The following is a 25,334-nucleotide window of genomic DNA, read 5'->3' on the forward strand; positions in this document are numbered from 1 at the left end:
AGCAGGGAGGGGCATCACGTGATCCGGGATGTGGTCGATGATGTCGATCTGATCGGGACGATGACCGTCAAGCATCTGATGGACCACTACCAGGACCACCAGGGCGTGCTCTGCGGTCAGGACTGCCGCCATTTCGGCCGGCCGATCCCCCCGGACGAGGACGACGATCCCGACGACCCGCCCACTCCCGACGGTCAGGACCCCGGCGGCGGCGATGACCCCGGAGGCGGAAGTCCCGGCGGCAAGGACCCTGGAGGTAGCGACCCCGGAGACCGGGGTGGAGGACACGGCGAGACCGGGGAAGACGACTCCGGGCATGGGACTGGAGGGCATGACGGTGGCGCTGGCGTGCGCCCCGGGAGAGGCGACGACGTCGAGCGCCCCAGGAATGATGGTGCTCCCAGCCGCGCTACCGACGCCTCGACCCGAGTGTCACCGGCGACCGTCGATCCTGCCGACCCGTGGGGCATCCAGCAGCGTCGGAAGCGGAATCGAGATTCCGGGACCGAGGGCGGTTTAGCCTTCCCTTTCGGCTCCGACGGACCCCCGCCCTTCTGAAGATGGCAGGATCGGATCGCACCGTGACCGCCAGCCCGCCCAGGACGGGCAGGGCAGGAGGTCAGATCACGCCGGCATGGGCCAGGGCGCGACGCACCACGATGTCGTGACCGCCCTCGAGCTCGTCCATCACCCCGGACTCCAGGAGCTCGGCGACGTCGTACCAGTTCAGCTCCAGCGCGTCCTCCTGCGGAGAGGCCTCGCCGTCCACGGGCACCAGGTAGGCGAGGGAGATCGCATGCTGCCGCGGATCGGTGAACAGTGACTGCCCCGGCGTCGGGAAGTACTCGGCGACGGTGAACGGCACCGGGCTCGCCGGGATGCGCGGCAGAGCCATCGACCCGAGATCCTTGTCGATGTGGCGGGCGATCGCCTCACGCAGCGTCTCGTGGATGAGCACGCGGCCCGAGACGATGGTCCGCACGATCCGCCCCGTCCCCGAGGCGCGCAGCAGGAGGCCCACCTGGGCGACCGTCCCGTCGACGTCTGTGCGCACCGGCACCACGTCGATGTACGGGATGGGCAGATGGCGGCGCAGCTCGGCGATGCGGTCGGGCTCGAACCACGCGCCCTCGGCATCGATGGCCGTCCGGGGGCTCATCGGCGGGCCTCCGACTCCTGCACCTCGGCCGCGATCTGGCCGGGAGCGAGATGCGACTTCTCGAGGATGAACCGGGGGTTCTGGTCCCGGGAGACGACCCGCACCTCATGCTCGACCGGAGCACCCGCGATCATCCGCACGCCCCAGGTGGTGCCCTCGAGGTCGACCAGCGAGAGCGTCGCGTTCGGGATCGAGGGCAGCGGCCTCTCGATGATCCCCGACAGGACGAATCGGATCAGGGTGCCGTGGGCGACCACGAGGACCTTCTGCCCCGGGTACCGCCGCTCGAGGTCCTCGAGGGCGTCGTAGCCGCGATCGGCGACCGCCTGATGATCCTCGCGGCCGGGGAAGGAGCGCTCGGGGTACGTCTCCTCCATCTCGCGGGTGGGCTTGCCCTCGGCGACGCCCCAGTCGATCTCGACCAGCCGGGCATCGGTGCCGCCGAAGGGGATCCCGTGGTCCTCGGAGATGATCTGCGCCGTCTGCTGGGCCCGCTGCAGCGGGGAGGAGACCACCACGTCCCAGTCCACGGGCGGGAGATCGTCGAGCGCCTGATGCGCCTGCTGGATCCCGGTGTCGTTCAGCGGGATGTCCGAGGACCCCTGGAACAGATCACGCAGGTTGTAATCCGTCTGTCCGTGGCGGACGAGGCCGAACAGGGTCATGGGGGCTCCTCGGGGCGGGGCAGGCTGCGGCGTCAGCTCTCAGGGTACATCCCGCGCCACGCCGCCACGCCCGGCGCTGGCGAGCATCGGCGCTGGTCACGGGACGGACCCGGGGTGGCGGCGCCGAGGGCCTGCATCGTGCTCCGGGCACGTGCGAGCATGTGATGGTGAGCACTCCGATCGGCGACCACGCCCTCCTGTCCGACCTGCACACCGGCCCGCTGATCTCGCGCGAGGGCAGCGTGGACTGGCTCTGCCTGCCGCGGTTCGACTCCGCGGCGGTGTTCGCCGCGATCCTCGGGACCGAGGAGCACGGCCGCTGGCTCATCGCCCCGCGCGACGGCGAGGTCGTGGACCAGCACTACGAGCAGGGAACCTTCGTGCTGCGCACCCGCTGGCGCACCCCCACCGGGGAGGCGGAGTCCGTGGACTTCATGCCCTCGGCCGACGGCCGCGCCGACATGGTGCGCCGGATCCGCTGCCTGTCCGGGACCATCGAGGTGGACGTCGACCTGAGGCTTCGGCCGGACTACGGCGCCACGCTGCCGTGGGTGCGCCGCGTCGACACCCGCCACGGCCCCTGCCTGCAGGCGGTGGCCGGCCCTGATGCGTACATCCTCCGGGGGCCGCGCCTGGAGGCCGACGGGACCCGCCACGGCGGCGTCTTCCACCTGAGCGCCGGGCGCAGCTGTACCTGGGTGCTGACCTGGGTGCCCTCGCACCTGGAGGTGCCCGAGCCGATCGACGTGGACGCGGCGCTCGAGGACACCCGCCGCTTCTGGACGTCCTGGAGCGATGCGATCACGGTCGACGGCCCCTGGGCCGATGCGGTCCACCGCTCGCTGCTGGTGCTGCGGGCCCTCACGCACGCCGACACCGGCGGCATCGTCGCAGCTCCCACCACGTCCCTGCCCGAGGACCCCGGGGGCGTGCGCAACTGGGACTACCGCTTCTGCTGGCTGCGCGACTCGGCGCTCACCCTCGAGGCGCTGCTGCTGCACGGGCGCACCGAGAGCGCCCTGCACTGGCGGGACTGGCTGCTGCGCGCCGTCGCCGGCGATCCGGAGGATCTGCAGATCATGTACGGCATCGCGGGGGAGCGGTCCCTGCCCGAGCGGACCCTCCCGCATCTGCCCGGGCACCTCGGATCGGTGCCGGTGAGGATCGGCAACGGCGCCGTCGCCCAGTACCAGGCCGATGTGATCGGCGAGGTGATGATCGCGCTGGAGGCTCTGCGCGAGGCGGGCGTCGCGGAGGACGACTTCTCCTGGCCCCTGCAGCGCAGCATGCTGCGCCACGTCACCACCCACCTGGATCGGAAGGACCAGGGGCTGTGGGAGATGCGCGGGGACGCCCACTACTTCACCCATTCGCGCGTGATGATGTGGGCGGCCCTGGACCGCGGCATCCGCGCCGTGGCCGAGCACGGCCTGTCCGGCCCGGACGCCGAATGGATCCGGCAGCGCGACGCGCTGCGCGAGGAGATCCTCGAGCACGGCGTCAGCGCGCAGACCGGCGGCTTCACCCAGACCTACGACACGACCGAGGCCGATGCCTCGCTCCTGCAGATCCCGCAGACGGGCTTCGTCCCGTACGACGATCCGCGCATGCTCGCCACCGTCGAGCAGATCGAGCGGGACCTCATGCACCACGGGCTGCTGCTGCGCTATCGCACCGCGACGAGCACCGACGGCCTGACGGGCGACGAGTACCCGTTCCTCGCCTGCAGCTTCTGGCTGGTCGAGCAGTACGCCCGCACCGGCAGGCTCGACGAGGCGACGGCGCTCATGGAGGAGCTCGTGGACTGCGCGAACCCGCTGGGCCTGCTGGCGGAGGAGCACGACCCGCAGCAGGGCCGGCAGATGGGCAACTTCCCGCAGGCGTTCAGCCATCTGGCGCTGGTGCGGGCGGCCGATGCGATCCGCGACGCTGCGCGCGAACGGTAGGGACTCCGCTTAGTTAGTGAGGGCAACTAACCGGGTACTCTGGGTCTCGACTCGAACAGCTCGACCTCCAGGAGACCGCCTTGTCCGATCCGACCCTGCTGATCCTCGGCGCCACCGGCGATCTCACCCTGAGACTCCTGCTGCCCGGGATCGGATCGCTGCTGTCGCGGGAACCTGGCCGGCGCCTGCGGGTGATCGGCGTGGGGCGGCGGGACCGACCCCGGAGCGAGTTCGCCGGGCTGGTCGCAGATGCGCTGGCGTCGGGCGGAGCCGGTGCCGAGGCGATCGACCGCATCCGGGACCAAGCCGATCATCATCGGATCGACATGTCTGATCCGGGCGAACTCGCCCGGCTGCTGGACCGCTATGCCGATGCCGAGCGGCTCGTCCTCTACTTCGCCCTGCCGCCGGAGGTCACGCGGAGGGTGTGCGCGGGCCTGCGCCACGTGGGACTGGGTGAGAGGACGCATCTGGCTCTCGAGAAGCCGTTCGGGAGCGATCTTCGCAGCTCCCGGGACATGGAAGAGCTCGTCCTGGGGCTGGCGCCCCCGGAGCGTATCCATCGGATCGACCACTTCCTCGGGATGTCCTCCGTGCAGCGCCTGGCCGGCTGCGATGCCGCGTCGGATCGTCCCGAGGAGATCGAGATCTGCTTCGAGGAGTCCCTGGCGCTGGAGGGCCGCGCCGGGTACTACGACGGGGCCGGAGCGCTGGTGGACATGATCCAGTCCCATCTGCTGCTGGTCCTCGCCGAGCTGCTGCGTCCTGCCGCGGCCCCCGGGAGCGGCTCCGCGGTGCACGAAGAGCGCGTCCGCATCCTGCGGGCCCTCCGGCCATGGGGCGGCGATCCGGCATCGGCCTCGCGCCGAGGCCGGTACACGGCGGGCAGCATCGGCGGGCGCCGGATTCCCGCCTACACGGACGAGACCGGGGTGGATGCGGCGCGCGGGACGGAGACCCTCGCGCAGATCACTGTCGAGGTCGATCTCCCGGCGTGGGCGGGCGTGCCGATCACCCTGCGCTCGGGGAAGGCGCTGGGCGCGCCGGCGCAGCATGTCGCGCTGAGGATGCCCGATGCTGAGCCGGTCCTGCTGCCGCTGGTCGACGGGGCGGCGGAGGGCACGCACGTGGGCGCCTATGGTGCGGTGGTCGGAGCCGTGCTCGACGGGCGCGATGCTCTCGGAGTGGGGTCCGATGCCGTCGAGGAATGCTGGCGGATCATCGACGAGGTGCGAGCGACCTGGGCGGCAGGAGGCGTGGAGATGGACGAGTACTCCGCCGGCTCGGGCGTGCCGGAGACGTGGAGACCGCGTGCGCGAGGGGGGACTCGAACCCCCACGCCCGAAGGCACTGGAACCTAAATCCAGCGCGTCTGCCGATTCCGCCACTCGCGCGCGACCCCGCACAGCCTATCCGGGAGCGGAGGCGCTCGGCGCAGGGCGAGCGGGCGAGCGCAGGGCGGTCGCGTGCGCGGCGACGGGACGGGCACGATACGATTCCGGGCAGACGCACCGGCAACGCATCGGAGGAACTGGTGAGCAAGAGCAAGAAGGCGAGCCTCGAGGACATGAGCCGCGAGGCCGAGCGCCGACAGGACAATCTCGCCGCCGACATCGACGAGCTCATCGATCGCATCCACCCCAAGAACGCCCTGATGCGCTGGAAGAACGAGGCGCTGGACGCCGCGAAGGGTTTTTCCGCCGCCGGTGACGGACAGGGCGCCCAGGGCCGCATCGCTGCGGTCGCGGGCGGCGTCATCGGCGTGATCGTGCTCGCGGCGGGCGTCGCGGTCCTCGCGGCGGTCCGCGGGCGCGGCGAGGAGGAGGAATCCTCTCGGAAGGCGGCGAAGGACTGATCGTCCGCGACGGCCCGGCGACCTCCGCGGTCGCCGGGCCGTCGCATGCCCGGGCTCAGGCGGAGACGTCCCCGTCGAGGTAGAGCCATGCGCCGTCCTCGCGGACGAAGCGGCTCACCTCGTGCAGCACGAGGCGCCCCTCGGGGCCGCGGGCCGTGGCGCGGAACTCGACCGTGCCGGCCTGGTCGAAGGGGCCGCCGGCATCGGTGCGCAGGATCTCCAGGTGCAGCCAGCGCGTCCCGTCGCCCAGCGACGTGGCGAGATCATCGGCGCCCGGTCGGGTGCGCGGGTGCCAGGAGGCGAGCAGGTGCGCGAGGTCGCCGCGGGCGAAGGCGGTGAAGCGGGAGCGCATGAGCTGCTCGGCCGTGCCCGCCCGGCGCCGTCCGGCCAGGATCGGCCCGCAGCACGTCCCGGCGCTCTCGCCGCTGCGGCAGGGGCAGGGAGGATCGTCCATCATCCCTCGATCCTCCCAGACGCCGGGACCTGGCAGGATCGAGGGCATGACCGAGCCTGATCCGACGCCCGAGCCCCTGCCTGAGGGATATCGGCTGCTGCGCGAGGCGCCCGATGCCGCCGAGTACTGCGCGCTGCGACGCGACGCCGGCCTCAGCGAGCGCAGCGCCGAGCAGGCCGTCGGCGCGCTGGCCGCGAGCTGGGCCTGGACCAGCGTGCGGGCGCCGGACGGGACGCTCGCCGCGATGGGGCGGGTGATCGGCGACGGCACCTGGTACTTCCACATCGTCGACATCGCCACGCATCCCCGGCACCAGCTGCAGGGGCTGGGACGGGCGGTGATGCGCGACCTCATCGGCCGCATCGACGCCGCCGCCCCGCCGCACCCGTACATCACCCTGATGGCGGACCCGCCGGGCCGGCGGCTCTACCGCTCCCTGGGGTTCGTCGACGCCGCCCCGAGCCTGGGCATGCTGCTGCCCCGATAGCCGCCCGACGCCGGCGAGAGCCCGCCCGACACAGGAGAGACCGATGAAGGAATTCCGCGCTCCCGCGCCCGAGGATCCCCGCACCGCCTACGAGCGCATGGTCGCCGGCGACTGGTACATCGCCGACGACCCGCAGATCCAGGACGCATTCCGGGCGGCCCTCGCCGCGACGGCCCGCTTCCAGGAGGCATACCCCCAGGACCCCGACGCCGCCCAGGAGATCCTGCGGGACCTGCTCGGCGAGCTCGGCGAGGGAGCGCACGTGCGCGCCCCGATCGCGGTGGACTACGGGAGCCGGCTGTTCATCGGCCCGGGGACCTTCGTGAACTTCGGGCTCACGGCGCTGGACGTCGTCGACGTGCGCATCGGGGCGAACTGCCAGCTGGGCCCGAACATCCAGCTGCTCACCGCCGTCCACCCGCTGGAGGCGGAGCCGCGCCGGGCGGGCTGGGAGGCCGCCGAGCCGATCAGCATCGGCGACAACGTCTGGATCGGCGGAGGGGTCGTCGTCTGCCCGGGCGTGAGCATCGGCGCCGATTCGGTGATCGGCGCCGGGTCGGTGGTGACCCGGGACGTGCCGGCCGGCAGCCTCGCCGTCGGCAGCCCCGCCCGGGTGATCCGCTCGCTCTGAGCGAAGCACCACAGGGCCGACCCGGCGTGCTCGCCGGTGCCGCCGGGCCCGCGCCGGTAGGCTCGGGGCGACCCCCGTCCGGGCGCGCCGAGCGCCGGCCCGGCACCCCGAGAACAGGAGTTCCCATGACCTCTCTGGCAGGCAAGACCGCCGTCGTGACCGGATCGTCCCGTGGAGTGGGCGCCGACACCGCCAAGCTCCTCGCCGCGCAGGGCGCCAACGTGGTCATCAACTACCGCCAGAAGGCGCCGCGCGCGAACAAGGTGGTCTCGCAGATCGAGGCCGAGGGCGGCCACGCCGTCGCCGTCGGCGCCGACCTCACCGAGCCGGAGGACGTGCGCACCCTCATGCGCACCGCCGTGGACACCTACGGCAGCCTCGACATCCTGGTCCTGAACGCCTCCGGCGGCATGGAGACGGACCTCGGCGAGGACTACGCGCTGCGCCTGAACCGCGACGCGCAGCGCGACGCCCTGCTGGCCGGCCTCGAGCTGATGGGCGAGGGCGGCCGGATCGTCTTCGTGACCAGCCACCAGGCGCACTTCATCCACGAGGTGGAGACGATGCCGGAGTACGAGGCCGTGGCCCGCTCCAAGCGCGCCGGCGAGGACGCCCTGACCGAGCTGATCCCCGACATGACCGCCAAGGGCGTCACCTTCGTCGTGGTCTCCGGGGACATGATCGAGGGGACCGTCACCGCCACCCTGCTCAACCGTGCCCGCCCCGGCGCCCTCGAGCAGCGCCGCGAGGCCGCCGGCAGGCTCTACTCGGTCGCCGAGTTCGCCGCCGAGGTCGCGAAGATGGCCACCGCCGAGGTCGAGACCGGTCACATCGAGCTGGTCGGCGGCGCCGGGGACTTCCTCGCCCAGGGCTCCGGGGCCTGATCATGGCCCCGGATCCGGACCCCGCCCCGCAGGAGCTGCTGCTGGACGTCTGGGCCGATGTCATCTGCCCGTTCTGCCTGCTCGGCGACGAGCAGCTGCGCCGGGCGATCGAGGCCGAGGGCCTCACCGGCGCGGTCCGGATCCGCCGGCACTCCTTCGAGCTGGATCCGCAGGCGCCCGCCGAGCCCCGCAGCAACCTGGAGTACCTCGCGGAGAAGACCGGCACGGACCGGGAGGAGGCGATCCGCCGCGAGCAGGTCGTGCAGTCCGCCGCGCAGGCCCTCGGTCTCGACTTCGTGCTCGAGCGGCCGGTCGCGAGCACCCTCGCGGTGCATCGGGTCGTGCAGCATGCCGGACGGAGCGGTCGGGACGACGAGCTGTTCCGTGCGCTGCAGCAGGCGTACTTCGCCGGGACCCTGGATCCCTTCGACCCCGAGGCGCTGATCCGTGCGGCCGGGGCGCAGGGGCTGGACGAGGACGCGCTGCGCGCCGACCTCGCGGACCCGGCCTCCGAGGAGGCGGTGCGGGCCGACGAGGACGCCGCCGCCCGGCTCGGCGCCCGCGGCGTGCCCTTCGTGGTGATCGCAGGGCGCCTCGGCGTGCCCGGCGCGGTGGGCGTCGACGCCTTCCGCGACGCCCTGCGCCAGGGGCGGGAGCTCGCCGGGACCGACGCCGGCTGACACCGGCCGGCGCCGTCCCGGCTGCTGGGCTCAGGCGGCCGCGCGCAGGGTGCGCGAGGCGACGATCGCGGCGATCACCATGAGCGCCGCCCCGATGCCGGCGGTGATCACGACCCCGGAGTCGAAGGCGTGCTGCGCGGACGAGAGCAGCGCCGCCGAGGCATCGGCCGGCAGCGACCCCGCGACCGAGGTGGCCCCGCCGAGGGTCTCCCCGGCGGCGGCGCGCTGCGCCCCGGTGAGCCCGCCCGGCAGCTCCACATGCGCCCGGTAGGCGGCATTGAGGAGGCTGCCCAGCACGGCCGTGCCCAGCACCGACCCCGTCTCGTACGCCGTCTCGGAGATCGCCGAGGCGGCGCCGGCCTTCTCCGCCGGGACGGCCGAGAGGATCAGGTCGTTGCTGATCGTCTCCCCGGCGCCGACGCCGGCGCCCAGCAGCACGAAGGCCAGCAGCAGCGTCGCGTCGCTGCCCCAGGAGCCCGTCGCCGCGACCAGGGTGAAGGCGACGGCGTTCAGCGAGAGCGCGGCGGTGACCACGATCCACGGGGCCACGCGGCGCACGACGCGCACCACCAGCAGCCCGGCGACGATCGTCACCAGCAGCCCCGGCAGCAGCACGAATCCGGCCTGCAGGGGCGTGCGGCCGCTGACCAGCTGCAGGTGCTGCGAGACGAAGTACAGGAAGCCCACCAGCGAGAACACGCTCAGCAGGTTCGCGGTGACGGCGCCGGCGAACACGGGCCGGGTGAACAGGGTGACGTCGAGCATCGGCACGGGGCGCCGCAGCTGGCGACGGACGAAGCCGATGCCGGCGAGCACCGCGACGAGCGCGGCCGCCAGGCCCACCGTGGTCGGGCCCTCCGCGGCGAAGGACTTGATCGCGAAGACCAGCGGGGCCATCGTCGCCAGGGACAGCAGGACGCTCAGCGGGTCGACGGGGCCCGGGGCGGGATCCTTCGACTCGGGCACGACGATCGGGGCCAGCACCAGCAGGGGCAGCATCACCGGCACCGCCAGCAGGAACACCGATCCCCAGGAGAAGTGCGCCAGCAGGAAGCCGCCGACGATCGGGCCGAGGGCGGCGCCGCCGGAGAACCCGGCCGCCCACACCGCGATCGCGGTGCGCCGCTCCAGCGGGTCGGTGAAGATGTTGCGGATCAGCGAGAGCGTCGCCGGCATCAGCATCGCGCCGAAGAAGCCCATCAGGGCGCGCGCGGCGATGAGGTGCGAGGCGTCCGTGGAGAACGCCGCGACGGCGGAGATGACGGTGAAGCCCGTGGCGCCGACCAGCAGCAGGCGCCGACGGCCCAGACGGTCCCCGAGGCTGCCCATCGACACCAGCAGCCCCGCCAGGACCAGCGGGTAGATGTCCACGATCCACAGCAGCTGGGTCCCCGAGGGGGCGAGCGCCTCCGAGATCATCGGCAGCGCGAAGGACAGCACGGTGTTGTCCACCGCGACCAGCAGCACGGGGAGCATGAGCACGGCGAGCGCCGTCCACCGGCGACCGGCCGAGGACCGGACGGGGGAGCGGACGGAGCTGGGTGCGGTGAGCACAGGGACCTCCTGGGACGGCTCGGGCGCGGGACCTCCGCGCCACACGTCCAAGCTATACCGTCCGGTCGGTACAGTCGAGGGGTGGTGACGAGGAACGCCCCCGGCTCGCTAGGGTGCTTCCATGTCCGCTCGCGATGCCCTGCTCGACGCCTACGAGGCGATCCTCATCGACGAGGGCGCCCGCGCCGCGACCCTCGAGGCCGTGGCCTCCCGTGCGGGCGTCTCCAAGGGCGGGCTGCTCTACCACTTCCGCTCGAAGGAGGCGCTGGCCGAGGGCTTGCTGGCGCGCCTGGAGGAGCTGGCCGCCCAGGACCGCGAGCTCATGCGGGCGGCGCCCGAGGGGCCGGCCCGCTACTACGTGCGCTCCTCCGTGTGGACCGGCAGCGCCTTCGACCGCGCCTGCATCGCCGTCGCCCAGCTCGCCCAGGCCTCCACGCCGGCGGCCCGGGACATGATGGTGCGCATGGGCGAGGCGTGGCGGGAGCTGCTGATGGAGGAGCTCGGGGATCCGGCGGTGTGCCGGGCGATCCTCCTCATGGGGGACGGGCTCTACTACGACGCGGCGCTCGTCGGCGGCGCCGAGGTCCCCGCCCCGGGCAGCTCCGGCTCGCTCGAGGAGCTGCTGGAGGTCGTGGACCATCTCGTCGAGCTCGCCCGGACCCGGCGCGGCACGGCCTGACCCGGCGCGGAGACGCCCGACCCGCCGCGACGGCGGCTCAGAGCCCGTGGGCGGCGAGCGCCTCCAGGCCCTCCGTGCCCAGCACGTCGCGCTCCAGGTGCGGCACCTCCAGCAGCGGCACCTGCGGCAGAGCCGTGCGCAGCGCGGCGAGATGGACCTCCTCCCGCTCCCGGCGCGCCGCCAGCTGGGGCCCCTGATCGGCGGGGGAGCGGCGGTTCACCACGAGGGCGCCGACGTCCACGCCCTCCGCGCTGAGCTGCGCGTGCAGCTCGCCGGTCTCCAGCACCGCCAGGCGCTCGGCGTTCAGGACGATCGCGAAGGAGCAGCTCCGCGGGTCCGTGAGGATCCGGTGCAGTCCGCTCAGCCGGTCGCGCCGCCGGGTGATGACCTCCCGGATCTGCGCGTCGCGCGCGGCGCGCCCCGACGCCGCCGCGGACGGCCCGAGGGCCGAGACCAGCTCGCCGAAGCGCTCCGATCGGTCGCGGCGCTGCAGCAGGGCATCCATCCAGAGCGTCATCGACTCCGGCAGGGAGAGCAGGCGGGCGGTGTGCCCGGAGGGGGCCGTGTCCACGACGACCAGGTCGTACGCCGGCGTCCCGTGCCCGCCCTCGAGCGCTCCGGTGACCACCGCGGCGAGCCGGTCCAGCACCGCGGCCTCGTGCGTGCCCGGGGAGCTGCGCGCCAGCTCCAGGTGCGCGTCCACGGCGCCGGCCAGGTGCGCGGGCATCATGGACCGCAGCATCGTCCCGGCGTCCTCGAGGTGCCGGGCGACGGTGGCATCGGGATCGATCTCCAGCCCGTCCAGTCCCGGCGCCAGGGCCGCCGGCCGGTCGCCCAGCGGCACGTCGAAGAGATGGCCCAGGCTGTGCGCCGGATCGGTGGAGACGACCAGGGTGCGCCGCCCCTGCCGAGCCTGGGCCAGGGAGACGGCGCCGGCGAGGGTCGTCTTGCCGACCCCGCCCTTGCCGCCCAGGAGCAGCAGACGGCGCCGCGCGGCGAGGTTCAGCAGCACCCGATGCCCTCCAGAGGGGAGCGGTCCATGCCCGCGCGGCGGTGCCAGTCGTGGAAGTCCTCGTAGATCGCCGGCAGCAGCTCGAGGGACAGCAGCCCGGTCGGCGTGGGCACGCCGAGGGCCTCGGACATCACCATCATGGTGAACAGGTCGTCCTGGTCCCGGCGGGCCCGCGCGAAGGTGCGGCGATAAGGGGCGGCGTAGAACTCGTGAAGACCCGCTCCGAGCTCCCGCCAGCCCCGACGCAGCCGGCCCGCACGAGGCGCCGGGTCGGCCGTGCGCTCCGGGATGGCCGCGCGCTCCGGGCCGGTCGTGCGCTTCGGGCTCGTCCCGCGCATCAGGCCGGGCCGTCGCCGACGGATCGGCCGCCGACCGGGGCGCTCTCGTCGTCCTCCTCGACCTCCGGGGCGGCGCTGCGGGCCCGGCTCAGGGCGACCGCCGATTCGAGGACCACCCACAGGGCGGCGATCAGGATGATCACGTCCAGCACCAGCAGCAGCCAGTTGCGCTCGGCGAAGAACGTGCCCATCTGGATGATCAGCGCGTACAGGCTGACCACCAGCACGAACAGCAGGGGCAGCAGCACGGGCAGGACGGGCCGGCGCTTGCGGGTCAGCATCACCGCGAGGATCGACAGGGTCAGCGCCGCGAGGATCTGGTTGGTGGTGCCGAACAGCGGCCAGATCACCATGCCGCCGGAGCCGTCGGCCCCGGCGCCGAAGGCCAGGCCCACGCAGACCACCAGCACGATCGCTGTCGCGATGACGGGGGTCAGCCGCAGCCCGGCGATCTCTCCGATCTCCTGCACCACGAAGCGCTGCAGGCGCACCCCGGTGTCCATGGTGGTGGCCGCGAACAGCACGGCCATCGTCGCGAGCACCGTCGCGGACAGCGAGGCGGGCAGGCCCAGCCCGGCGTTCAGGATGGCGCCGCCGCCGCTGACGAAGGCGACCACGCCGCCCTGTCCGAAGGCGCTGTACACCTGCTCCCAGTCGGCCAGGGTGCGGAAGCCGGCGGTGGTCGCGATGATCGCGCCGAGCGCCAGCAGCCCTTCGCCGACGGCGCCGAAGTAGCCCACGAAGCGGGCATCGGTCTCCGCGTCGAGCTGCTTGGAGGAGGTGCCGGAGGAGACCACGCCGTGGAAGCCGGAGATGGCGCCGCAGGCGATGGTCACGAACAGCAGCGGCATCAGGCCCGGGGTGCCCTCGGGCAGGGCCCGGTTCAGGGCGGGGGCGACGATCGTCGGGCTCGCGATGAGCACCGAGCCGTACAGCAGGCCCAGTCCGATGAACAGCTGCAGGCCGTTGATGTAGTCGCGCGGCTGCAGCAGCACCCACACGGGCAGCATCGAGGCGATGCCGGCGTAGAGGAACAGCACCACGATCCAGAACGCCCCGGCGGACATGCCCAGCACCGTCTCCGGCAGGGCCAGCGGGAACCGGTCGCCCAGCAGGATCAGCCCGTACAGGGCGGCGACGCCGACCACCGAGACGGTCGCCAGGTTCCAGCGCAGGCGGTAGATGGCCTGTCCGATGAGCACGGCGACCACGAGCGCTCCCCAGGTGGGGATCACGGCCGAGGGCGTGGAGACCAGCAGGCCCGAGATCACCACCGCGAAGGCGGCGTTGACCATCAGCAGCAGCAGGAAGATCACCACGAGGAACAGGCGGCTGCCGCGCACGCCGATGTAGCGGGCCGAGAGCGCGCCGATGGACTGCCCGCGGTTGCGCACCGAGGCCCACAGGGCTCCGAGGTCGTGCATGCCCGCGAAGAAGACGGTGCCCAGCGTGACCCAGAGGAAGGCCGGGGCCCAGCCCCAGATCACCGCGACCGCCGGGCCGACGATCGGGGCGGCCCCGGCGACGGAGGTGAAGTGGTGCCCCCACAGCACGAACTTGTTGGTGGGGACGTAGTCCACCCCGTCGGACAGCTCGTGCGCCGGGGTGCGGAAGGAGGAGGACAGCCGGAAGACGCGGCGCGAGAGGAAGCGGGAGTACAGCAGGTACCCGGCGATCATCATGCTCACGCCGATCGCGGCGAGGAGGAGGGAGTTCACGATGCTCCTAGCGGTCGGGAGGCGCGCCGGACCGCCGGGGGACGTCGGCGGCCCGCGGCACCTCAGGGGGTGCACCCGGTCACTGTAGTCCGCCGGCATCCCAGGTGGCCCCCGCATCGCCGGGGGGAGAGCCGCATTCTCGCCGCCGCCGTCCTCTCCTAGCCTCGGATGCGAGAGGGAAGGCGGCCCGATGGGGACCACGAGACTGCTCATGACGATGACCGGACGAGAGCTGCGCGGGGCTCCGGTCGTCCCGGCCGCGCTGACGGGCCTGATCGCCCTGGCGGTGGCCCTCGCCGGCGGCGCGGGGTTCCTGCTGATGGGAGTGTCCTCCTCCGCCGACCGCCTGCTGGATCAGGCCCGCTCCCCGGATCTGGTGCAGATGCACACCGGCGCCGTGGATCCGGCGCCGATCCGGGACTGGGCCGCGGGGCGTCCCGAGATCCGCGAGGCCGGCGTGGCCGAGCTGCTCACCCTGCGCGGCCAGGACCTGGTCATCGACGGGCACGACCGCGCCTCCAGCACCCAGCAGAGCTCGCTGACCGTCCCCGGCCAGCGGCGGGACATGCTGATCGACCTCGAGGGCGAGCCGCTGGGCGTGCCCGAGCGCGGGACCGTGTCCCTGCCCGTCCACCACCGGATCTCGGGGGCGGCCCAGCTCGGCGACGAGGTCCGCGTCATCGACGGGACGGGCTGGGAGCTCGCGCTGACGGTGACCGGGTTCCACCGCGACGCGGCCATGTCCACCCCGATCTCCAGCTCCGAGCGCCTGGCCGTGCACCCGGAGGACCTCGCCGAGGCCGCCGCGCGCACCGGCACCGTCGAGCACCTGGTCGAGATGTGGCTGCACGATCCGGCCGATGCCGGCGCGGTCAGCGCCGCCTATCTCGCGGCCGGTCTCCCGCAGGACGGACCGACGGTGGACCGCTCCACCTTCCTGCTGCTGAGCATGATCGGCGAAGGGCTGCCGGCGGCGCTGGTGCTGCTGGCCGCGGCGGTGCTCTCCGGCATCAGCATCCTCTGCCTCCACCTGGCGGTGCTCACCGCCCTGCGCCGCAGCCTGCGCCAGGTCGGCGTGCTCGCGGCCCTCGGCATCCCCCGCCGTGGGATCCAGGGGATCCAGGCAGCGCCGTTCGCGGCGATCGGGCTGCTCGGGGCGGGCCTGGGCACGGCCGGGGGCTGGGGCCTGGGCCTGCTGCTGCTGCGACCGGCCGGGGCCTACCTCGGCCCCGTGTCCGGCATCGCGCCCTGGCTGGCCCCGCCGATCGCCGCCGTGCTCGCGCTGCTGCTGGTGCTCGCCACCGTCCACCGTGCCCTGCGGGGCATCGGCCGCACCGGCATCGCGGCGGCGCTGCGCGCCCGCGGGATCGACCGCGGGACGGGACGGCTGCGCCGCCTCGCGACCGGCCGCCTGTCCCTGCAGCACGCGGCCCGCGGTCCGCTGTCGCTGCGCCTGGGGCTGCTGTCCGCCGTGCAGCGCGGGGGAACCCTGCTGCTGCTCTCGATGATCTTCGCCGGAGCCATGCTGGTGATGGTCACGCCGATGCGGGCCGCCTCGACCCTCGGCTCGCCGGAGGTCATCGGATCGCTCGGGATCACCCCGGCGGATCTCCTGGCCGACGCCGTCGCCGCGGACGATGCCGAGCCCGCGGCCGCGGCCCTGCGGCAGGATCCGGCCGTCGCCGAGGCCGTCGCGCACACCGTCCAGCGCGCGACCCTCCCCGATGCCGACGGCCTCCCGGTCCCCGTCGTCGTCCTGGCCGGCGACCACACCCGGCTCCCGATCACCGTCGCGCAGGGACGGGCTCCCGACGCTCCGGGAGAGGTCGCCCTCTCGCTGCTGCTGCTGGCGGACTCCGGCCTCTCGGTCGGCGACCGGGTGACCCTGAGCGGGAGCGGCGGGGACGGTGCGGGCGCACCGCTGCGGATCGTCGGCGCCTACCAGGACATCACCCAGGGCGGGCGCACGGCCCGCACCGCGGAGCCCGTCCCCGGCGCCCCGACCGTCGACCACGTGCTCTCGGTCGCGATGGCGCCGGGGGCGGATCCCGCGACGGCGGCCCGGCGGATCGCCGGCGAGGTGCCCGGAGCCCGGGTGCTCGCCGTCGACGAGTACCGCGAGCAGCTGCTGGGGCCGATCGCCGCCCGCATGCGCGCGGCGGCGCTGCTCGCCGGCGCCGCCGCGCTCGCCCTGTCCGCCCTGGTGACGGTGCTGTGCCTGCGGCTGGAGCGCGCCGTGGCGGCGCGGGAGTCGGCGATCCACCGCGCCGTGGGCGTCCCCGCCGTCGTGCTGCGGCGCGCCGGCGCGGTGCCCGTCGCCCTCGCCCTGGCCGCGGCCCTGCCGCTGGGGGCCGCCGCCGCCCAGGCGATCGGGCAGCCTCTGCTGGACCTGGTCCTGGAGGGCATGTACGGCGGCTTCGAGGCCCTCGGCCAGGGGGCCAGCGCTCTGCCCCTGCACGGCGCCCCCGTGCTGACCGCCGTCCTCGCCCCGGCGGCGCTCGCCCTCGTGGTCGGCGCCGCGACCTGGGCGGGCACCCGAGACCCGCATCCCGACGAGCTCCGAGAGGCCCTCGCATGACCCCCGACACCACAGCCCCTGGCCCCGTGCTGAGAGCCCGAGGGCTCCGCCGGCGCATCGCCGGACGCACCCTGCTCGACGGGGTGGATCTCGACCTCGCCCCCGGGGAGATGCTCGCCGTCGTCGGCGCCTCCGGGAGCGGGAAGTCGAGCCTGCTGCACGCCCTGGGGACCCTGGACCCGCCCGATGCGGGACGGGTCGAGCTGGACGGGGAGGATCTGCTGGCCCTGTCCGAGCCCGCGCAGGCCCGAGCCCGGCTGCACCGCCTGGGCGTCGTCTTCCAGCAGTTCCACCTGCTGTCGGGGCTCAGCCTGCTGGACAACGTGCTGCTGCCGGGGCTCGCCGCCGGCGGCCGTCCCCGCACCGCGGTGGTCGACCGGGCGCGCACCCTGCTGGCCGACGCCGGCGTCGGCCAGCTCGCCGAGCGGCGCATCACGGAGGCCTCCGGCGGTCAGCTGCAGCGGGTGGCGATCTGCCGCGCTCTTATCAACGCGCCCCGGGTCCTGCTCGCGGACGAGCCGACCGGCGCCCTGGACGCGGAGGCCACGCGGACGGTGCTCGCGCTGCTCTCGCGGGTGCGGGACCAGGGCACGGCGATCCTGATGGTCACGCACGATCCCGCGGTGGCCGGACGCGCGGACCGGGTGCAGGAGATGGTCGACGGCCGCCTGCGCGCGGCCTGATCGGCGCGCTCAGCGCTGCGGGGCGAGCACCTCGGCGAGGAACCGGGCCGTGCGCAGCCAGGCGGCCGGGGCCGCATCGGGGTGGTGCAGGGCGGGATGCGGGTTGTCGAAGGCATGGCCCGCCCCCTCGTACAGCGCGAAGCGGATCTGCTCGCGCGTGCCGCCGGCGGTGACGGCCTCGCGGATCCGCTCGACGCTCTCGCGCGGGATGAACGCATCATCGGTGCCGAAGATGTGCAGGCTGGGCACGGTGACGTCCCCGGCGAGGTCGAGCAGGCCCGGCAGCGCGGAGCCGTAGAAGCTGACCAGGGCGGCGGGGGCGCGTCCCTGCCTGCTCGCGGCGGCCGCGGCGGAGAACGCGAGCCCGCCGCCGTAGCAGAAGCCGAGCAGCGCGGTGCGCCCGGCGTCCACCTCGGGACGGCCGCGCAGCGCCTCCAGGGCGGCGAGGGCATCGGCCTCCGCCCGCTCCCAGGGCAGCGCCTGGGCCAGCTCCATGCCCGCGCCGATCCATGCCTGCGTGTCCTCGTCCTCGGGCACGGCATCGATCGGCGGGTCCAGCCGCGCGAACAGCTGCGGCGCGAGCACCGCGTACCCCTGCTCGGCGAGGTCCCGGCACCGGCCGAGGATGTAGTCGGACAGCCCGAAGATCTCCTGGAGCACGACGATCCCGGCGACGGGGTCCCCGCCGCCCGGAGGCAGCCAGAGCAGGCCGGGCAGCTGCCCGGCATCGGTCGGGATGGCGATCTCGGTGGCGGAGGGCGGCATGGCGGAGGTCACAGCGAGACTCTAGCGCGGCCCGCGCTGCGCCGGTGGCACGATGAGCGGATGCCCCCGCAGCCCTCCCTGCACCTGACCGTCGGCCTGCCCGGCGTCGGCAAGACGACCCTCGCGCGGCGGCTCGAGCAGGAGCACGGCGCCCTGCGGCTCACGCCCGACGACTGGATGATGCCGCTGTTCGGGCAGCTCGAGGTCGAGCCCGCCCGGGACGTGCTCGAGGGCCGCTTCCTCGTCGTCGCCGACCGGGTCCTGCGCGGCGGGATGTCGGTGATCCTGGACTTCGGATGCTGGTCCGCGCCGGAGCGGTACGCCATCCGCGACCTCGCCGAGCGCGCGGGGGCGCGGTTCGTCCTGCACGCGCTCAGCCTTCCGGAGCCGGAGCGACGGCGACGGGCCGATGCCCGCTTCCGCGAGGGGGCCGGCACGACCGTGGACATCAGCGCCGCGGACCACGATCGCTACGCCGCGATGTTCGAGCCGCCCGACGCGCAGGAGCTGCGCGGCGCGCCGATCCCGGCCCCGCCCGAGGGCTGCGGGAGCTGGGCGGCCTGGGCCTGCGGCCGCTGGCCCTCGCTGCCCCGCCTCGATCTCGGGCGGTCCTGAGCACGCCGCTCATCCCGGCCGGGCTCCGGTGAGCTCGCCGACCTCACGGCGCACCCAGAAGGCTCCCGTGGCGCGGCGCTCCGCACGGCTCGCGTAGCGGTACTCGAAGACCCGCACCCGCAGGTCCCGCGGCGCCCGACCCGCGAAGGGGTCGTGGCGCAGCAGGTGCCGGATCCCCGGGTCGCCGCGGCGCAGCTGCTCGAGCAGCCGGGCGAACCAGAGGCTGTGCCACTGGCCCAGCGGCACGAACCACATCATCCAGTCCAGACGCAGGTGGTACGGGGCGAACTGCCCGGGGCGGCGGTGGACGTCGCCGGGCTTCCCGCGGAACTCGAAGGGCAGCCAGTCCTCCTCGCGCGGATTCTCGGCCTCGGTGCCCTCGATGATCACCTCCCGGCGGATCCGCGTCATGGAGCCGAACGCCCCGTAGGCGTTGACCAGGTGGAAGCGGTTGAAGCTCGCGTTCATGAGCTGGTCATGGCGGAAGAGGTTCCTCAGCGGCCTCCGGCTGAGGGCCACGAGACCGGCGACGACCAGGACGACGATCACCTGCCACCACAGCGGCGAGAGCCCCGCCGGATCCGCGGCGGCCAGGGCATCGGCCGTGCGCTCCCAGCCCCAGCCGGGCCACGGCCCTCCCAGCAGCCACCGCCAGACGGGGTCGCTGATGCCGCTGGTCGCGATGAGGATGGTCAGCCAGTTCAGCCACGCGTAGTTGCCGGTCAGGACGAGGAACAGCTGGGTGAGGATGATGGCTCCCGCGCCGATCGACGCCAGCGGCTGCGGGAGCAGGAGGAGCCAGGGCGCGCCGAGCTGGACGATATGGCTTCCCAGGGTCTCCGCGCGGTGCCACCAGGCGGGCTTCTGATGCGCGAACCGGCTGAGGGGGTTCGGCATCGGCTGCGTCTGATGGTGGTGGTCCATCGCCGTGAGGTTCCGCCAGGCCGCGTCGCCGCGCATCTTGATCATGCCGGCCCCGAACTCGAGGCGCAGCAGGAGCCAGCGCAGGAAGAGGATGACCAGCAGCGGCGGAGCCACCGCGTGGGAGCCGAGGAACGCGACGACGAATCCCGTCTCCAGCAGCATCGACTCCCATCCGAAGCCGTAGAAGCGCTGCCCCAGGGAATTGATCGACAGGTAGAGCCCCCACATCGCCAGGAGGACCAGCATCGGCGCCCAGGCGGGGCCGGCCTGGGGCAGGCCCAGGACCACCGCGGCGCCCAGCGCCATGCCCAGCACGCACACCGTCCGCAGCGCCCGGTCGGAGTACGGGACGGCGCGCCAGCGGAACAGGCTGGGGGAGCGGCCGGGATCCGCCGCGGTGCGGGCCAGGTAGTCGGGGGCGGGCAGCAGGCCCCTCTCGCCCAGCAGGGCCGGGAACTGATGGAAGCTCGAGAGGAACGCGAGGACGTACACGGCGGCGACGCCGCGCTGGATCACCTCGCGCGAGATCGAGTACTCGTGCGCATCCAGCAGCGCGAGCCAGGGGCCGATGTCCATCGGATCGCCTCCTCTCGGACCGGCACCGGGAATTCTCCCCTCGCCGGGGGCCGATGGCCAGAGCTGCTGCGGCCCCAGGGCCGATGGTCCGGAGACGTCCGGAGACGAGGAAGCCCCACCGGCGGACCGATGGGGCTTCTCTCGCGGGTGCGTCATCAGGGACTCGAACCCCGGACCCGCTGATTAAGAGTCAGCTGCTCTAACCAACTGAGCTAATGACGCGAACGGAGAAGACTCTACACGCCGATGCGGGCGAGGTCTGCCGCCTGCGTCACGTCGGGGCCATGATGCCCGTCACCTCGCCGACCGTGCGACGGATTGACTCCGTCCGACGGGCGTGCAAAGGTATGGCGCAGTGGGCGAAAGAGTCAACGAACGGTAAAACGTCGGGGGACAGGGGAGTCGCCCGACGTCCAGCACGAGGGGTACGCATGTCCATGCGAAGCATCCGCCGCCGCAGTCGGGCTTCCATCGCGCTCGCCGTGTCCGTCCCGCTCATCGCGGGATTCGGCCTGATGAGCGCCGGATTCGCCGGCATCTCGAGCGCCTCCGGGGCGACGAGCGTCGTCACGCCCTCCGAGGGCGCGCCGCCCGGGCCCCAGCGTGTGCTGGATGCCTCCGTGCTGCAGGGCTCGGCGACCGACTGGTGACGCCGCCGGCGGCGACCTCCGGGCGCCGCGCCGTCCTCGAGCGGCTGTGGCGCGGGATCGCGCAGGTCCGGCCGGAGGGGCGTGCCCTCATCGCGGTGGACGGGGTCGACGGCGCGGGCAAGACGCGTCTGGCCGCGGAGCTCGCAGCGATCGCCGCCCACGAGGGCGCCCGGCCCGCGGTGACGGTGAGCATCGACGGCTTCCATCGGCCGCGGGCGGAGCGGCTCGCAGCAGGCACCGGCCCGGACGGCTTCTATCGCGCCTCCTACCGCTATGACGCTTTCCGCCGCAGCGTGGTCGAGCCGCTGCGCGCGGGCCTGCCGATCATCCCGGCCGTCTGGGACGTCGCCCGCGATGCCCCGGTCGACCCGGAGCCGGTGCAGGTGCCTCCCGGTGGCATCGTGCTGGTGGACGGGATCTTCCTGCAGCGCCCGGAGCTGAGGGACGTCTGGGACGCCGTCGTCTGGGTCGAGGTCCCGTTCGCGGTGAGCGTGCCGCGCGGCAACGCCCGGTTCCCCGGGATGCGCGAGGCGGACCCGGAGGCGCCCTCGAACCGGCGGTACGTCCAGGGGCAGCGGCTGTATCTCGCCGAGGCCGCGCCCGCGGAGCGGGCGCGCTGGATCCTGGACAACACCGATCTCACCCGCCCCCGGCTGCGGGATCAGCGCGGCGGCGCGTCCGGGGCGGAGCACACCGACGCTCCTGCCGTGGAGCCGTCGTGACGCACGACGAAGCCCCCGTCCGCTGGACGGGGGCTTCGGTGTCGGTGCGTCATCAGGGACTCGAACCCCGGACCCGCTGATTAAGAGTCAGCTGCTCTAACCAACTGAGCTAATGACGCCAACGCAGAAGACTCTACCGCCGCCGGCCCGGCCGCGAGAAATCCGGGGGCTGCGTCTGTGAGCGAGGTGACAGCGCAGGCCATCGCCTAGACTGGGATGCCTCACCGCGAAGTGGAGGAGGCCCACGTGAGGATCGCTGTCACCGGTGCGACCGGAGTGCTCGGCCAGGAGGCCGTCGCCGCTCTGGTGGCCGAGGGTCATGAGGTCACCGGCGTCACGCGTCGCGAGCGCGGCGTCCCGGTGATCGAGGGGCGCGGCGCGAGCGCCGTGGTGGCGGACGTCTTCGACGCCGCCGACCTCGAGCAGGCCTTCCGCGGGCACGATGTCGTGATCAATGCGCTGGCGAAGCTGCCCATCGGCATGGCGGCCATGCGCCCGCTCGCCTGGCGCGAGGACGACCGCCTCCACCTGGAGGCATCGGTCGCGATCGCGGAGGCCGCCGCACGGGCCGGAGCGGGACGCCTCGTCCAGGAGTCCACGATCTTCCTCTACCCCGACAACGGCTCGGACTGGATCGGCGAGGACGAGCCGCTGTCCGTGCGCAACCAGGCCTTCCGTCCGCGCGTGCGCGAGATGCGCGCCGCCGTCGACTTCGCCCAGGGCGGGCGCACCGCCGTGATCCTGCGCCTGGGGCAGCTCTTCGGCCGCGACCCCCAGACCACCCATGCTCTCAAGGCGACGCGCGAGGGCCAGGCGATCCTGCTGGGCAAGCCCGAGAACTACGTGACGCTGCTGCACCATCGCGACGCCGGCCGCGCCTTCGTCGCCGCGCTCCAGGCGGGCAGCGGCTTCTACAACGTCGGCGGCGAACCCATCACCCGGCGGCGCTGGGCCAAGGACCTCGGTACGGAGGCCGGGATCGAGGGCTCGGCGAAGTTCTTCCCCGACCTCACCCAGGCGATCGTCGGCACCCGGCTGGACGTCCAGCGCCGGTCGCTGCGTGTGTCGTCCCTGCGCTTCATGTCCGAGACCGGATGGCGGCCCACCATCGGCCCCTCCACTCCCGGCTGGTCCCGTATGTGATGAGCCCGCAGCGGCAGGACGACGTCGCCTCCTCGGGGATCACGCGGCCGGCGGCCGTGCCCGAGATCCTCGACGTGATCTCGCGGGCGCACCCGCTGGACCGCCTGCCGCCCTCGGTCTCCTACGCGATCGCGACCGCGAGCGACCTCTGCTTCGTGCCGCGCGGCGAGCAGGTGTTCGCGATCGGCGACCGCAACACCGACGTCTTCCTCGTGCGCACCGGCGCGATCGAGCAGCGCGAGGGCGACGGCGCGCTGCGGGCGCGGCTGGGCGAGGGGGAGTTCTTCGGCCGGCAGTCCGCGACCTCGGGCAGGCCCACCGAGTACACCGCCGTGGCGCTCGAGGACGCCCTGGTCCTGCGGTTCCCCGCGAGCGTCCTCGAGGAGCAGGCCGCCCTGGTCCCCGAGGTCCGGGACGCCTTCGCGGGGAAGGAGGAGGAGCGCCTGCAGCACGCCCTGACCAGCACCGGGGCGATCGAGGCGATCGGGATGCCGACATCGGCGCCCGCCCGCGAGCTCATCACCCGCGCCGCCGTGCTCCTGGACCCGGGCGCCACCGTGCGCGAGGCCGCGATCGCGATGAGCCGCCAGCGCACCTCGATGGCCTGCGTGCTGGAGGAGGGGCGGCTGGTCGGGGTGCTCACCGACCACGACATGCGCGAGCGGGTGATCGCCGAGGGCCGGGACCCGGGCCAGGCGGTCTCCGCCGTGATGACGCCGCAGCCGCTGACCGTCGACGGCGACGCCTCCGGCTTCGAGACCATGATCATGATGGTGGAGAACGACATCCGCCACGTCCCCGTCCGGGAGGCCGGGGAGATCCTGGGGGTGGTCTCCGCGGCGGACCTGTTCCGCGACCACCACAGCATGAACGCCATCGGCCTGGCCGGGCGGCTGTCCCGCGCCGGAGCTCCCGCCGAGCTCGCCGAGCTCATGCGCGCCCTGCCGGACCTGCAGTCCGCCCTGATCCGCGCGGAGCTGCCCCCGCGGCAGGTGACGCACGTGCTCACGAGCATCGTCGACACCTGCACCCGGCGTCTGCTCCAGCTGGCCGAGCAGGACCTCGGCGAGCCGCCGTGCCGCTACGTGTGGCTGGCGCTCGGCTCGCAGGCGCGCTGCGAGGTGACCATCGGCTCCGACCAGGACAATGCGCTGCTCTTCGAGGACATGGGCATGATCGACGACGTCGAGCGCGCGGACGGCGAGCAGTACTTCGCCGAGCTCGCCCGGCGCGTCACCGGCGGCCTCGAGGCCTGCGGCATCCCGGCCTGCTCCGGCGGGTTCATGGCCACCAACCCCGCCTGGCGCCAGCCGATCAGCCAGTGGCGCGAGTACTACGAGCAGTGGATCGCCGAGCCGGAGCTCGAGGCGCTGCTGAACGCGACCGTCTTCCTGGACGTGCGCCCGGTGCACGGCGACGAGAGCCTCGCCGCAGAGCTCGCCGAGCACCTGCGCGAGCTGCTGCGCAGCCCCGTGCGCTTCCTGCGGGCCCTCACCGCGAACGCCCTGCGCAGCTCGCCCCCTCTGGGCTTCTTCCGCACCTTCGTGCTCAGCCGCGACGGGGAGGGCCAGAAGGTGCTGGACATCAAGCGCCGCGGCATCACCCCGATCATCGACATCGCCCGGATCCACGCGATGTCCGCCGGGTCGATCACCGCCAACACCTACGACCGCCTCGAGGCGGCGCAGCAGGCGGGCCGCATCTCCGCGACCAGCGCCGACGATCTGCGCAACGCCCTCGTGCTCATCTCCGGGGTGCGCCTGCGCCATCAGCGCGACCGGCGCGAGCGCGGGCTGGCCCCCAACAACGACCTCGCCCCCGACGCCCTGACGGCCTACGAGCAGGGGCACCTCAAGGAGGCGTTCACCATCGTGCGCTCCGCCCAGGCGGTGCTGCGCCAGGCCAGCGAGGCCGGGGCGATCGGGTGAGCAGCCTCCCGGCCCTGGAGCGGCGCCGCCGTCGGGCCCTCGAGCGCGGCCGGGTCCCCGCGCCTCTGCTCCCGCTGCTCTCCCGGCCCTGGCCGCGCGCCTCCCAGGACGTGCGGGACGTGCGGTTCCTCGCCGTGGACCTGGAGACGACCGGTCTGGACCCGGAGACGGACCGCATCCTCAGCATCGGCTGGGTCCCCGTCGAGGAGGGGAGGATCCGTCTGGGCCGGGCGGGCTACGCCGTGGTCCGTCACGAGGAGGTCGCCCGCACCGAGGCGGTGCTCGTGCACGGGCTGACCCGCGAGGTGCTCGCGCGCGGCGCCCCGCTCGAGACGGTGCTCGCCGCGCTGATGCCGGAGCTCGCCGGGAGCGTGCTGGTCGCCCACGAGTCGTCCATCGAACGCGGATTCCTGGGCCGCGCCTGCGAACGCGCCTGGGGCCTGCGCCCGGAGGTGCCGGTGCTGGACACCGTCCGGGTCGAGCGGAGCCTGGCCAGCTTCCGCCGCGAGAGCCGGGACCTGCGCCTGCCGGCGCTGCGCGAGCGGTACCGCCTGCCGCCGCATCGGGCGCACCACGCCCTGTCCGATGCGGTCGCCGCGGCGGAGGTCATGCTGTGCCAGTGGCGCGAGATCAGCGGCTCCCGGACCACCCGGCTGCGGCGCGTGCTGGTCTGATCCCCCCGAAAACG

The 25,334-nt window shown here is 73.6% G+C and carries 26 protein-coding genes and 3 tRNA genes; 16 read left to right on the forward strand and 13 right to left on the reverse strand.

Annotated elements, in window-relative coordinates:
* The 3 genes from BF93_RS20150 to BF93_RS17190 all read right to left on the reverse strand — a co-directional run.
* Positions 1 to 288, reverse strand: a 288-nt coding sequence (locus BF93_RS20150) for a hypothetical protein (RefSeq protein WP_038374360.1), incomplete at its 3' end; no start/stop codon positions are given.
* Between the two features lie 331 nt (positions 289 to 619).
* Positions 620 to 1,159: a DUF4916 domain-containing protein gene (locus BF93_RS17185; protein WP_038374362.1), complete on the reverse strand. Its 540-nt coding sequence runs from the start codon at positions 1,157 to 1,159 to the stop codon at positions 620 to 622.
* Entirely contained in the window at positions 1,156 to 1,824 is a 669-nt protein-coding gene (locus BF93_RS17190) for a histidine phosphatase family protein (protein ID WP_038374363.1), read from the reverse strand. The genes BF93_RS17185 and BF93_RS17190 overlap by 4 nt, the downstream gene beginning before the upstream one ends.
* Positions 1,825 to 1,988: 164 nt before the next feature.
* Between BF93_RS17190 and BF93_RS17195 the strand changes: the two genes are divergently transcribed.
* Both BF93_RS17195 and BF93_RS20310 read left to right on the forward strand, forming a co-directional pair.
* The gene (locus tag BF93_RS17195) at positions 1,989 to 3,770 is read left to right on the forward strand and encodes a glycoside hydrolase family 15 protein (RefSeq protein ID WP_038374365.1); all 1,782 of its coding nucleotides are present in this window, start codon (positions 1,989 to 1,991) and stop codon (positions 3,768 to 3,770) included.
* A gap of 80 nt (positions 3,771 to 3,850) precedes the next feature.
* Positions 3,851 to 5,131: a glucose-6-phosphate dehydrogenase gene (locus BF93_RS20310; protein WP_415749466.1), complete on the forward strand. Its 1,281-nt coding sequence runs from the start codon at positions 3,851 to 3,853 to the stop codon at positions 5,129 to 5,131.
* Here BF93_RS20310 and BF93_RS17210 read toward each other — a convergent pair.
* Positions 5,083 to 5,164, reverse strand: a tRNA-Leu gene (locus tag BF93_RS17210). The genes BF93_RS20310 and BF93_RS17210 overlap by 49 nt on opposite strands.
* A 173-nt stretch (positions 5,165 to 5,337) precedes the next feature.
* On the opposite strand from BF93_RS17210, the gene BF93_RS17215 reads away from it, so the two are divergent.
* Positions 5,338 to 5,625, forward strand: a complete 288-nt coding sequence (locus tag BF93_RS17215) for a hypothetical protein (RefSeq protein WP_038374437.1) — start codon at positions 5,338 to 5,340, stop codon at positions 5,623 to 5,625.
* A 55-nt stretch (positions 5,626 to 5,680) separates the two neighbouring features.
* Here the strand turns inward: BF93_RS17215 and BF93_RS17220 are convergent, their stop codons facing one another.
* Entirely contained in the window at positions 5,681 to 6,079 is a 399-nt protein-coding gene (locus BF93_RS17220) for a YchJ family protein (RefSeq protein WP_156954194.1), read from the reverse strand.
* A 46-nt stretch (positions 6,080 to 6,125) separates the two neighbouring features.
* On the opposite strand from BF93_RS17220, the gene BF93_RS17225 reads away from it, so the two are divergent.
* The 4 genes from BF93_RS17225 to BF93_RS17240 all read left to right on the forward strand — a co-directional run bounded on the left by BF93_RS17225 (position 6,126) and on the right by BF93_RS17240 (position 8,761).
* The gene (locus tag BF93_RS17225; protein ID WP_038374370.1) at positions 6,126 to 6,566 is read left to right on the forward strand and encodes a GNAT family N-acetyltransferase; all 441 of its coding nucleotides are present in this window, start codon (positions 6,126 to 6,128) and stop codon (positions 6,564 to 6,566) included.
* 43 nt (positions 6,567 to 6,609) lie between these two features.
* Entirely contained in the window at positions 6,610 to 7,197 is a 588-nt protein-coding gene (locus tag BF93_RS17230; protein ID WP_038374371.1) for a sugar O-acetyltransferase, read from the forward strand.
* Positions 7,198 to 7,322: 125 nt separating this feature from the next.
* Positions 7,323 to 8,081 carry an SDR family oxidoreductase gene (locus BF93_RS17235; RefSeq protein WP_038374372.1) on the forward strand — a complete coding sequence of 253 codons (759 nt, stop codon included), beginning with the start codon at positions 7,323 to 7,325 and terminating at the stop codon, positions 8,079 to 8,081.
* Between the two features lie 2 nt (positions 8,082 to 8,083).
* Positions 8,084 to 8,761, forward strand: coding sequence for a DsbA family oxidoreductase (locus BF93_RS17240; RefSeq protein WP_038374374.1), 678 nt, complete (start codon positions 8,084 to 8,086; stop codon positions 8,759 to 8,761).
* A 30-nt stretch (positions 8,762 to 8,791) separates the two neighbouring features.
* On the opposite strand, the gene BF93_RS17245 is transcribed toward BF93_RS17240, so the two are convergent.
* The gene (locus BF93_RS17245) at positions 8,792 to 10,315 is read right to left on the reverse strand and encodes an MFS transporter (RefSeq protein WP_038374375.1); all 1,524 of its coding nucleotides are present in this window, start codon (positions 10,313 to 10,315) and stop codon (positions 8,792 to 8,794) included.
* Between the two features lie 121 nt (positions 10,316 to 10,436).
* Here BF93_RS17245 and BF93_RS20255 point away from each other — a divergent pair, with 121 nt between their 5' ends.
* Entirely contained in the window at positions 10,437 to 10,994 is a 558-nt protein-coding gene (locus BF93_RS20255; protein ID WP_038374377.1) for a TetR/AcrR family transcriptional regulator, read from the forward strand.
* Between the two features lie 37 nt (positions 10,995 to 11,031).
* Here the strand turns inward: BF93_RS20255 and BF93_RS17255 are convergent, their stop codons facing one another.
* Genes BF93_RS17255 through BF93_RS17265 form a run of 3 tightly spaced genes read right to left on the reverse strand, consistent with a single transcriptional unit; the run spans position 11,032 to position 14,062 of the window.
* Positions 11,032 to 12,006, reverse strand: a complete 975-nt coding sequence (locus BF93_RS17255; RefSeq protein ID WP_038374378.1) for an ArsA family ATPase — start codon at positions 12,004 to 12,006, stop codon at positions 11,032 to 11,034.
* The gene (locus BF93_RS17260) at positions 11,997 to 12,344 is read right to left on the reverse strand and encodes a cory-CC-star protein (RefSeq protein WP_332248925.1); all 348 of its coding nucleotides are present in this window, start codon (positions 12,342 to 12,344) and stop codon (positions 11,997 to 11,999) included. The genes BF93_RS17255 and BF93_RS17260 overlap by 10 nt, the downstream gene beginning before the upstream one ends.
* Positions 12,344 to 14,062, reverse strand: a complete 1,719-nt coding sequence (locus BF93_RS17265; RefSeq protein WP_038374379.1) for a carbon starvation CstA family protein — start codon at positions 14,060 to 14,062, stop codon at positions 12,344 to 12,346. The genes BF93_RS17260 and BF93_RS17265 overlap by 1 nt, the downstream gene beginning before the upstream one ends.
* Positions 14,063 to 14,252: 190 nt before the next feature.
* Between BF93_RS17265 and BF93_RS17270 the strand changes: the two genes are divergently transcribed.
* Positions 14,253 to 16,640, forward strand: a complete 2,388-nt coding sequence (locus BF93_RS17270; protein WP_156954195.1) for a hypothetical protein — start codon at positions 14,253 to 14,255, stop codon at positions 16,638 to 16,640.
* A complete protein-coding gene (locus BF93_RS17275) occupies positions 16,637 to 17,323 on the forward strand; it encodes an ABC transporter ATP-binding protein (RefSeq protein ID WP_051487151.1) in 687 nt (228 codons plus the stop codon). Before BF93_RS17270 ends, BF93_RS17275 begins: the two co-directional genes overlap by 4 nt.
* Positions 17,324 to 17,332: 9 nt before the next feature.
* Here the strand turns inward: BF93_RS17275 and BF93_RS17280 are convergent, their stop codons facing one another.
* On the reverse strand, positions 17,333 to 18,100 hold the full coding sequence (locus tag BF93_RS17280; protein ID WP_232226486.1) for a dienelactone hydrolase family protein: 768 nt from the start codon (positions 18,098 to 18,100) through the stop codon (positions 17,333 to 17,335).
* 48 nt (positions 18,101 to 18,148) lie between these two features.
* Here BF93_RS17280 and BF93_RS17285 point away from each other — a divergent pair, with 48 nt between their 5' ends.
* Positions 18,149 to 18,703 (forward strand): P-loop nucleotide/nucleoside kinase family protein, encoded by a 555-nt coding sequence (locus BF93_RS17285; RefSeq protein ID WP_038374382.1) that lies wholly within the window; start codon positions 18,149 to 18,151, stop codon positions 18,701 to 18,703.
* A 9-nt stretch (positions 18,704 to 18,712) separates the two neighbouring features.
* Here BF93_RS17285 and BF93_RS17290 read toward each other — a convergent pair whose 3' ends face one another.
* The gene (locus BF93_RS17290) at positions 18,713 to 20,203 is read right to left on the reverse strand and encodes a lipase maturation factor family protein (RefSeq protein WP_038374384.1); all 1,491 of its coding nucleotides are present in this window, start codon (positions 20,201 to 20,203) and stop codon (positions 18,713 to 18,715) included.
* Positions 20,204 to 20,351: 148 nt separating this feature from the next.
* A tRNA-Lys gene (locus BF93_RS17295) sits at positions 20,352 to 20,425 on the reverse strand.
* A 209-nt stretch (positions 20,426 to 20,634) separates the two neighbouring features.
* Between BF93_RS17295 and BF93_RS17300 the strand changes: the two genes are divergently transcribed.
* Together BF93_RS17300 and BF93_RS17305 are read left to right on the forward strand one after the other, a co-directional pair.
* Positions 20,635 to 20,853 carry a hypothetical protein gene (locus BF93_RS17300; RefSeq protein WP_038374385.1) on the forward strand — a complete coding sequence of 73 codons (219 nt, stop codon included), beginning with the start codon at positions 20,635 to 20,637 and terminating at the stop codon, positions 20,851 to 20,853.
* Positions 20,850 to 21,575, forward strand: coding sequence for a nucleoside/nucleotide kinase family protein (locus BF93_RS17305; RefSeq protein WP_051487152.1), 726 nt, complete (start codon positions 20,850 to 20,852; stop codon positions 21,573 to 21,575). Before BF93_RS17300 ends, BF93_RS17305 begins: the two co-directional genes overlap by 4 nt.
* A 45-nt stretch (positions 21,576 to 21,620) precedes the next feature.
* Here BF93_RS17305 and BF93_RS17310 read toward each other — a convergent pair.
* A tRNA-Lys gene (locus BF93_RS17310) sits at positions 21,621 to 21,694 on the reverse strand.
* 127 nt (positions 21,695 to 21,821) lie between these two features.
* Between BF93_RS17310 and BF93_RS17315 the strand changes: the two genes are divergently transcribed.
* Genes BF93_RS17315 through BF93_RS17325 form a run of 3 tightly spaced genes read left to right on the forward strand, consistent with a single transcriptional unit; the run spans position 21,822 to position 25,320 of the window.
* Positions 21,822 to 22,718: an NAD-dependent epimerase/dehydratase family protein gene (locus BF93_RS17315; RefSeq protein ID WP_038374387.1), complete on the forward strand. Its 897-nt coding sequence runs from the start codon at positions 21,822 to 21,824 to the stop codon at positions 22,716 to 22,718.
* Positions 22,718 to 24,646: a DUF294 nucleotidyltransferase-like domain-containing protein gene (locus BF93_RS17320; protein WP_198025481.1), complete on the forward strand. Its 1,929-nt coding sequence runs from the start codon at positions 22,718 to 22,720 to the stop codon at positions 24,644 to 24,646. The genes BF93_RS17315 and BF93_RS17320 overlap by 1 nt, the downstream gene beginning before the upstream one ends.
* On the forward strand, positions 24,643 to 25,320 hold the full coding sequence (locus tag BF93_RS17325; protein ID WP_038374389.1) for a 3'-5' exonuclease: 678 nt from the start codon (positions 24,643 to 24,645) through the stop codon (positions 25,318 to 25,320). The genes BF93_RS17320 and BF93_RS17325 overlap by 4 nt, the downstream gene beginning before the upstream one ends.
* The last annotated feature ends 14 nt before the right edge of the window (positions 25,321 to 25,334 follow it).

Source organism: Brachybacterium phenoliresistens (assembly GCF_000576425.1).
Classification (GTDB): domain Bacteria; phylum Actinomycetota; class Actinomycetes; order Actinomycetales; family Dermabacteraceae; genus Brachybacterium; species Brachybacterium phenoliresistens.

Excerpts from the sequence above, each read along its gene's own strand:
- BF93_RS17220 (WP_156954194.1), bottom strand. The coding sequence starts at position 6,079 with ATGGACGATCCTCCCTGCCCCTGCCGCAGCGGCGAGAGCGCCGGGACG.
- BF93_RS17235 (WP_038374372.1), top strand. The coding sequence starts at position 7,323 with ATGACCTCTCTGGCAGGCAAGACCGCCGTCGTGACCGGATCGTCCCGT.
- BF93_RS17285 (WP_038374382.1), top strand. The coding sequence starts at position 18,149 with ATGCCCCCGCAGCCCTCCCTGCACCTGACCGTCGGCCTGCCCGGCGTC.
- BF93_RS17215 (WP_038374437.1), top strand. The coding sequence starts at position 5,338 with ATGAGCCGCGAGGCCGAGCGCCGACAGGACAATCTCGCCGCCGACATC.
- BF93_RS17320 (WP_198025481.1), top strand. The coding sequence starts at position 22,718 with ATGAGCCCGCAGCGGCAGGACGACGTCGCCTCCTCGGGGATCACGCGG.
- BF93_RS17190 (WP_038374363.1), bottom strand. The coding sequence starts at position 1,824 with ATGACCCTGTTCGGCCTCGTCCGCCACGGACAGACGGATTACAACCTG.
- BF93_RS17225 (WP_038374370.1), top strand. The coding sequence starts at position 6,126 with ATGACCGAGCCTGATCCGACGCCCGAGCCCCTGCCTGAGGGATATCGG.
- BF93_RS20255 (WP_038374377.1), top strand. The coding sequence starts at position 10,437 with ATGTCCGCTCGCGATGCCCTGCTCGACGCCTACGAGGCGATCCTCATC.
- BF93_RS17185 (WP_038374362.1), bottom strand. The coding sequence starts at position 1,159 with ATGAGCCCCCGGACGGCCATCGATGCCGAGGGCGCGTGGTTCGAGCCC.
- BF93_RS17275 (WP_051487151.1), top strand. The coding sequence starts at position 16,637 with ATGACCCCCGACACCACAGCCCCTGGCCCCGTGCTGAGAGCCCGAGGG.
- BF93_RS17260 (WP_332248925.1), bottom strand. The coding sequence starts at position 12,344 with ATGCGCGGGACGAGCCCGAAGCGCACGACCGGCCCGGAGCGCGCGGCC.
- BF93_RS17290 (WP_038374384.1), bottom strand. The coding sequence starts at position 20,203 with ATGGACATCGGCCCCTGGCTCGCGCTGCTGGATGCGCACGAGTACTCG.
- BF93_RS17270 (WP_156954195.1), top strand. The coding sequence starts at position 14,253 with ATGGGGACCACGAGACTGCTCATGACGATGACCGGACGAGAGCTGCGC.
- BF93_RS17240 (WP_038374374.1), top strand. The coding sequence starts at position 8,084 with ATGGCCCCGGATCCGGACCCCGCCCCGCAGGAGCTGCTGCTGGACGTC.
- BF93_RS17195 (WP_038374365.1), top strand. The coding sequence starts at position 1,989 with ATGGTGAGCACTCCGATCGGCGACCACGCCCTCCTGTCCGACCTGCAC.
- BF93_RS17230 (WP_038374371.1), top strand. The coding sequence starts at position 6,610 with ATGAAGGAATTCCGCGCTCCCGCGCCCGAGGATCCCCGCACCGCCTAC.
- BF93_RS17300 (WP_038374385.1), top strand. The coding sequence starts at position 20,635 with ATGTCCATGCGAAGCATCCGCCGCCGCAGTCGGGCTTCCATCGCGCTC.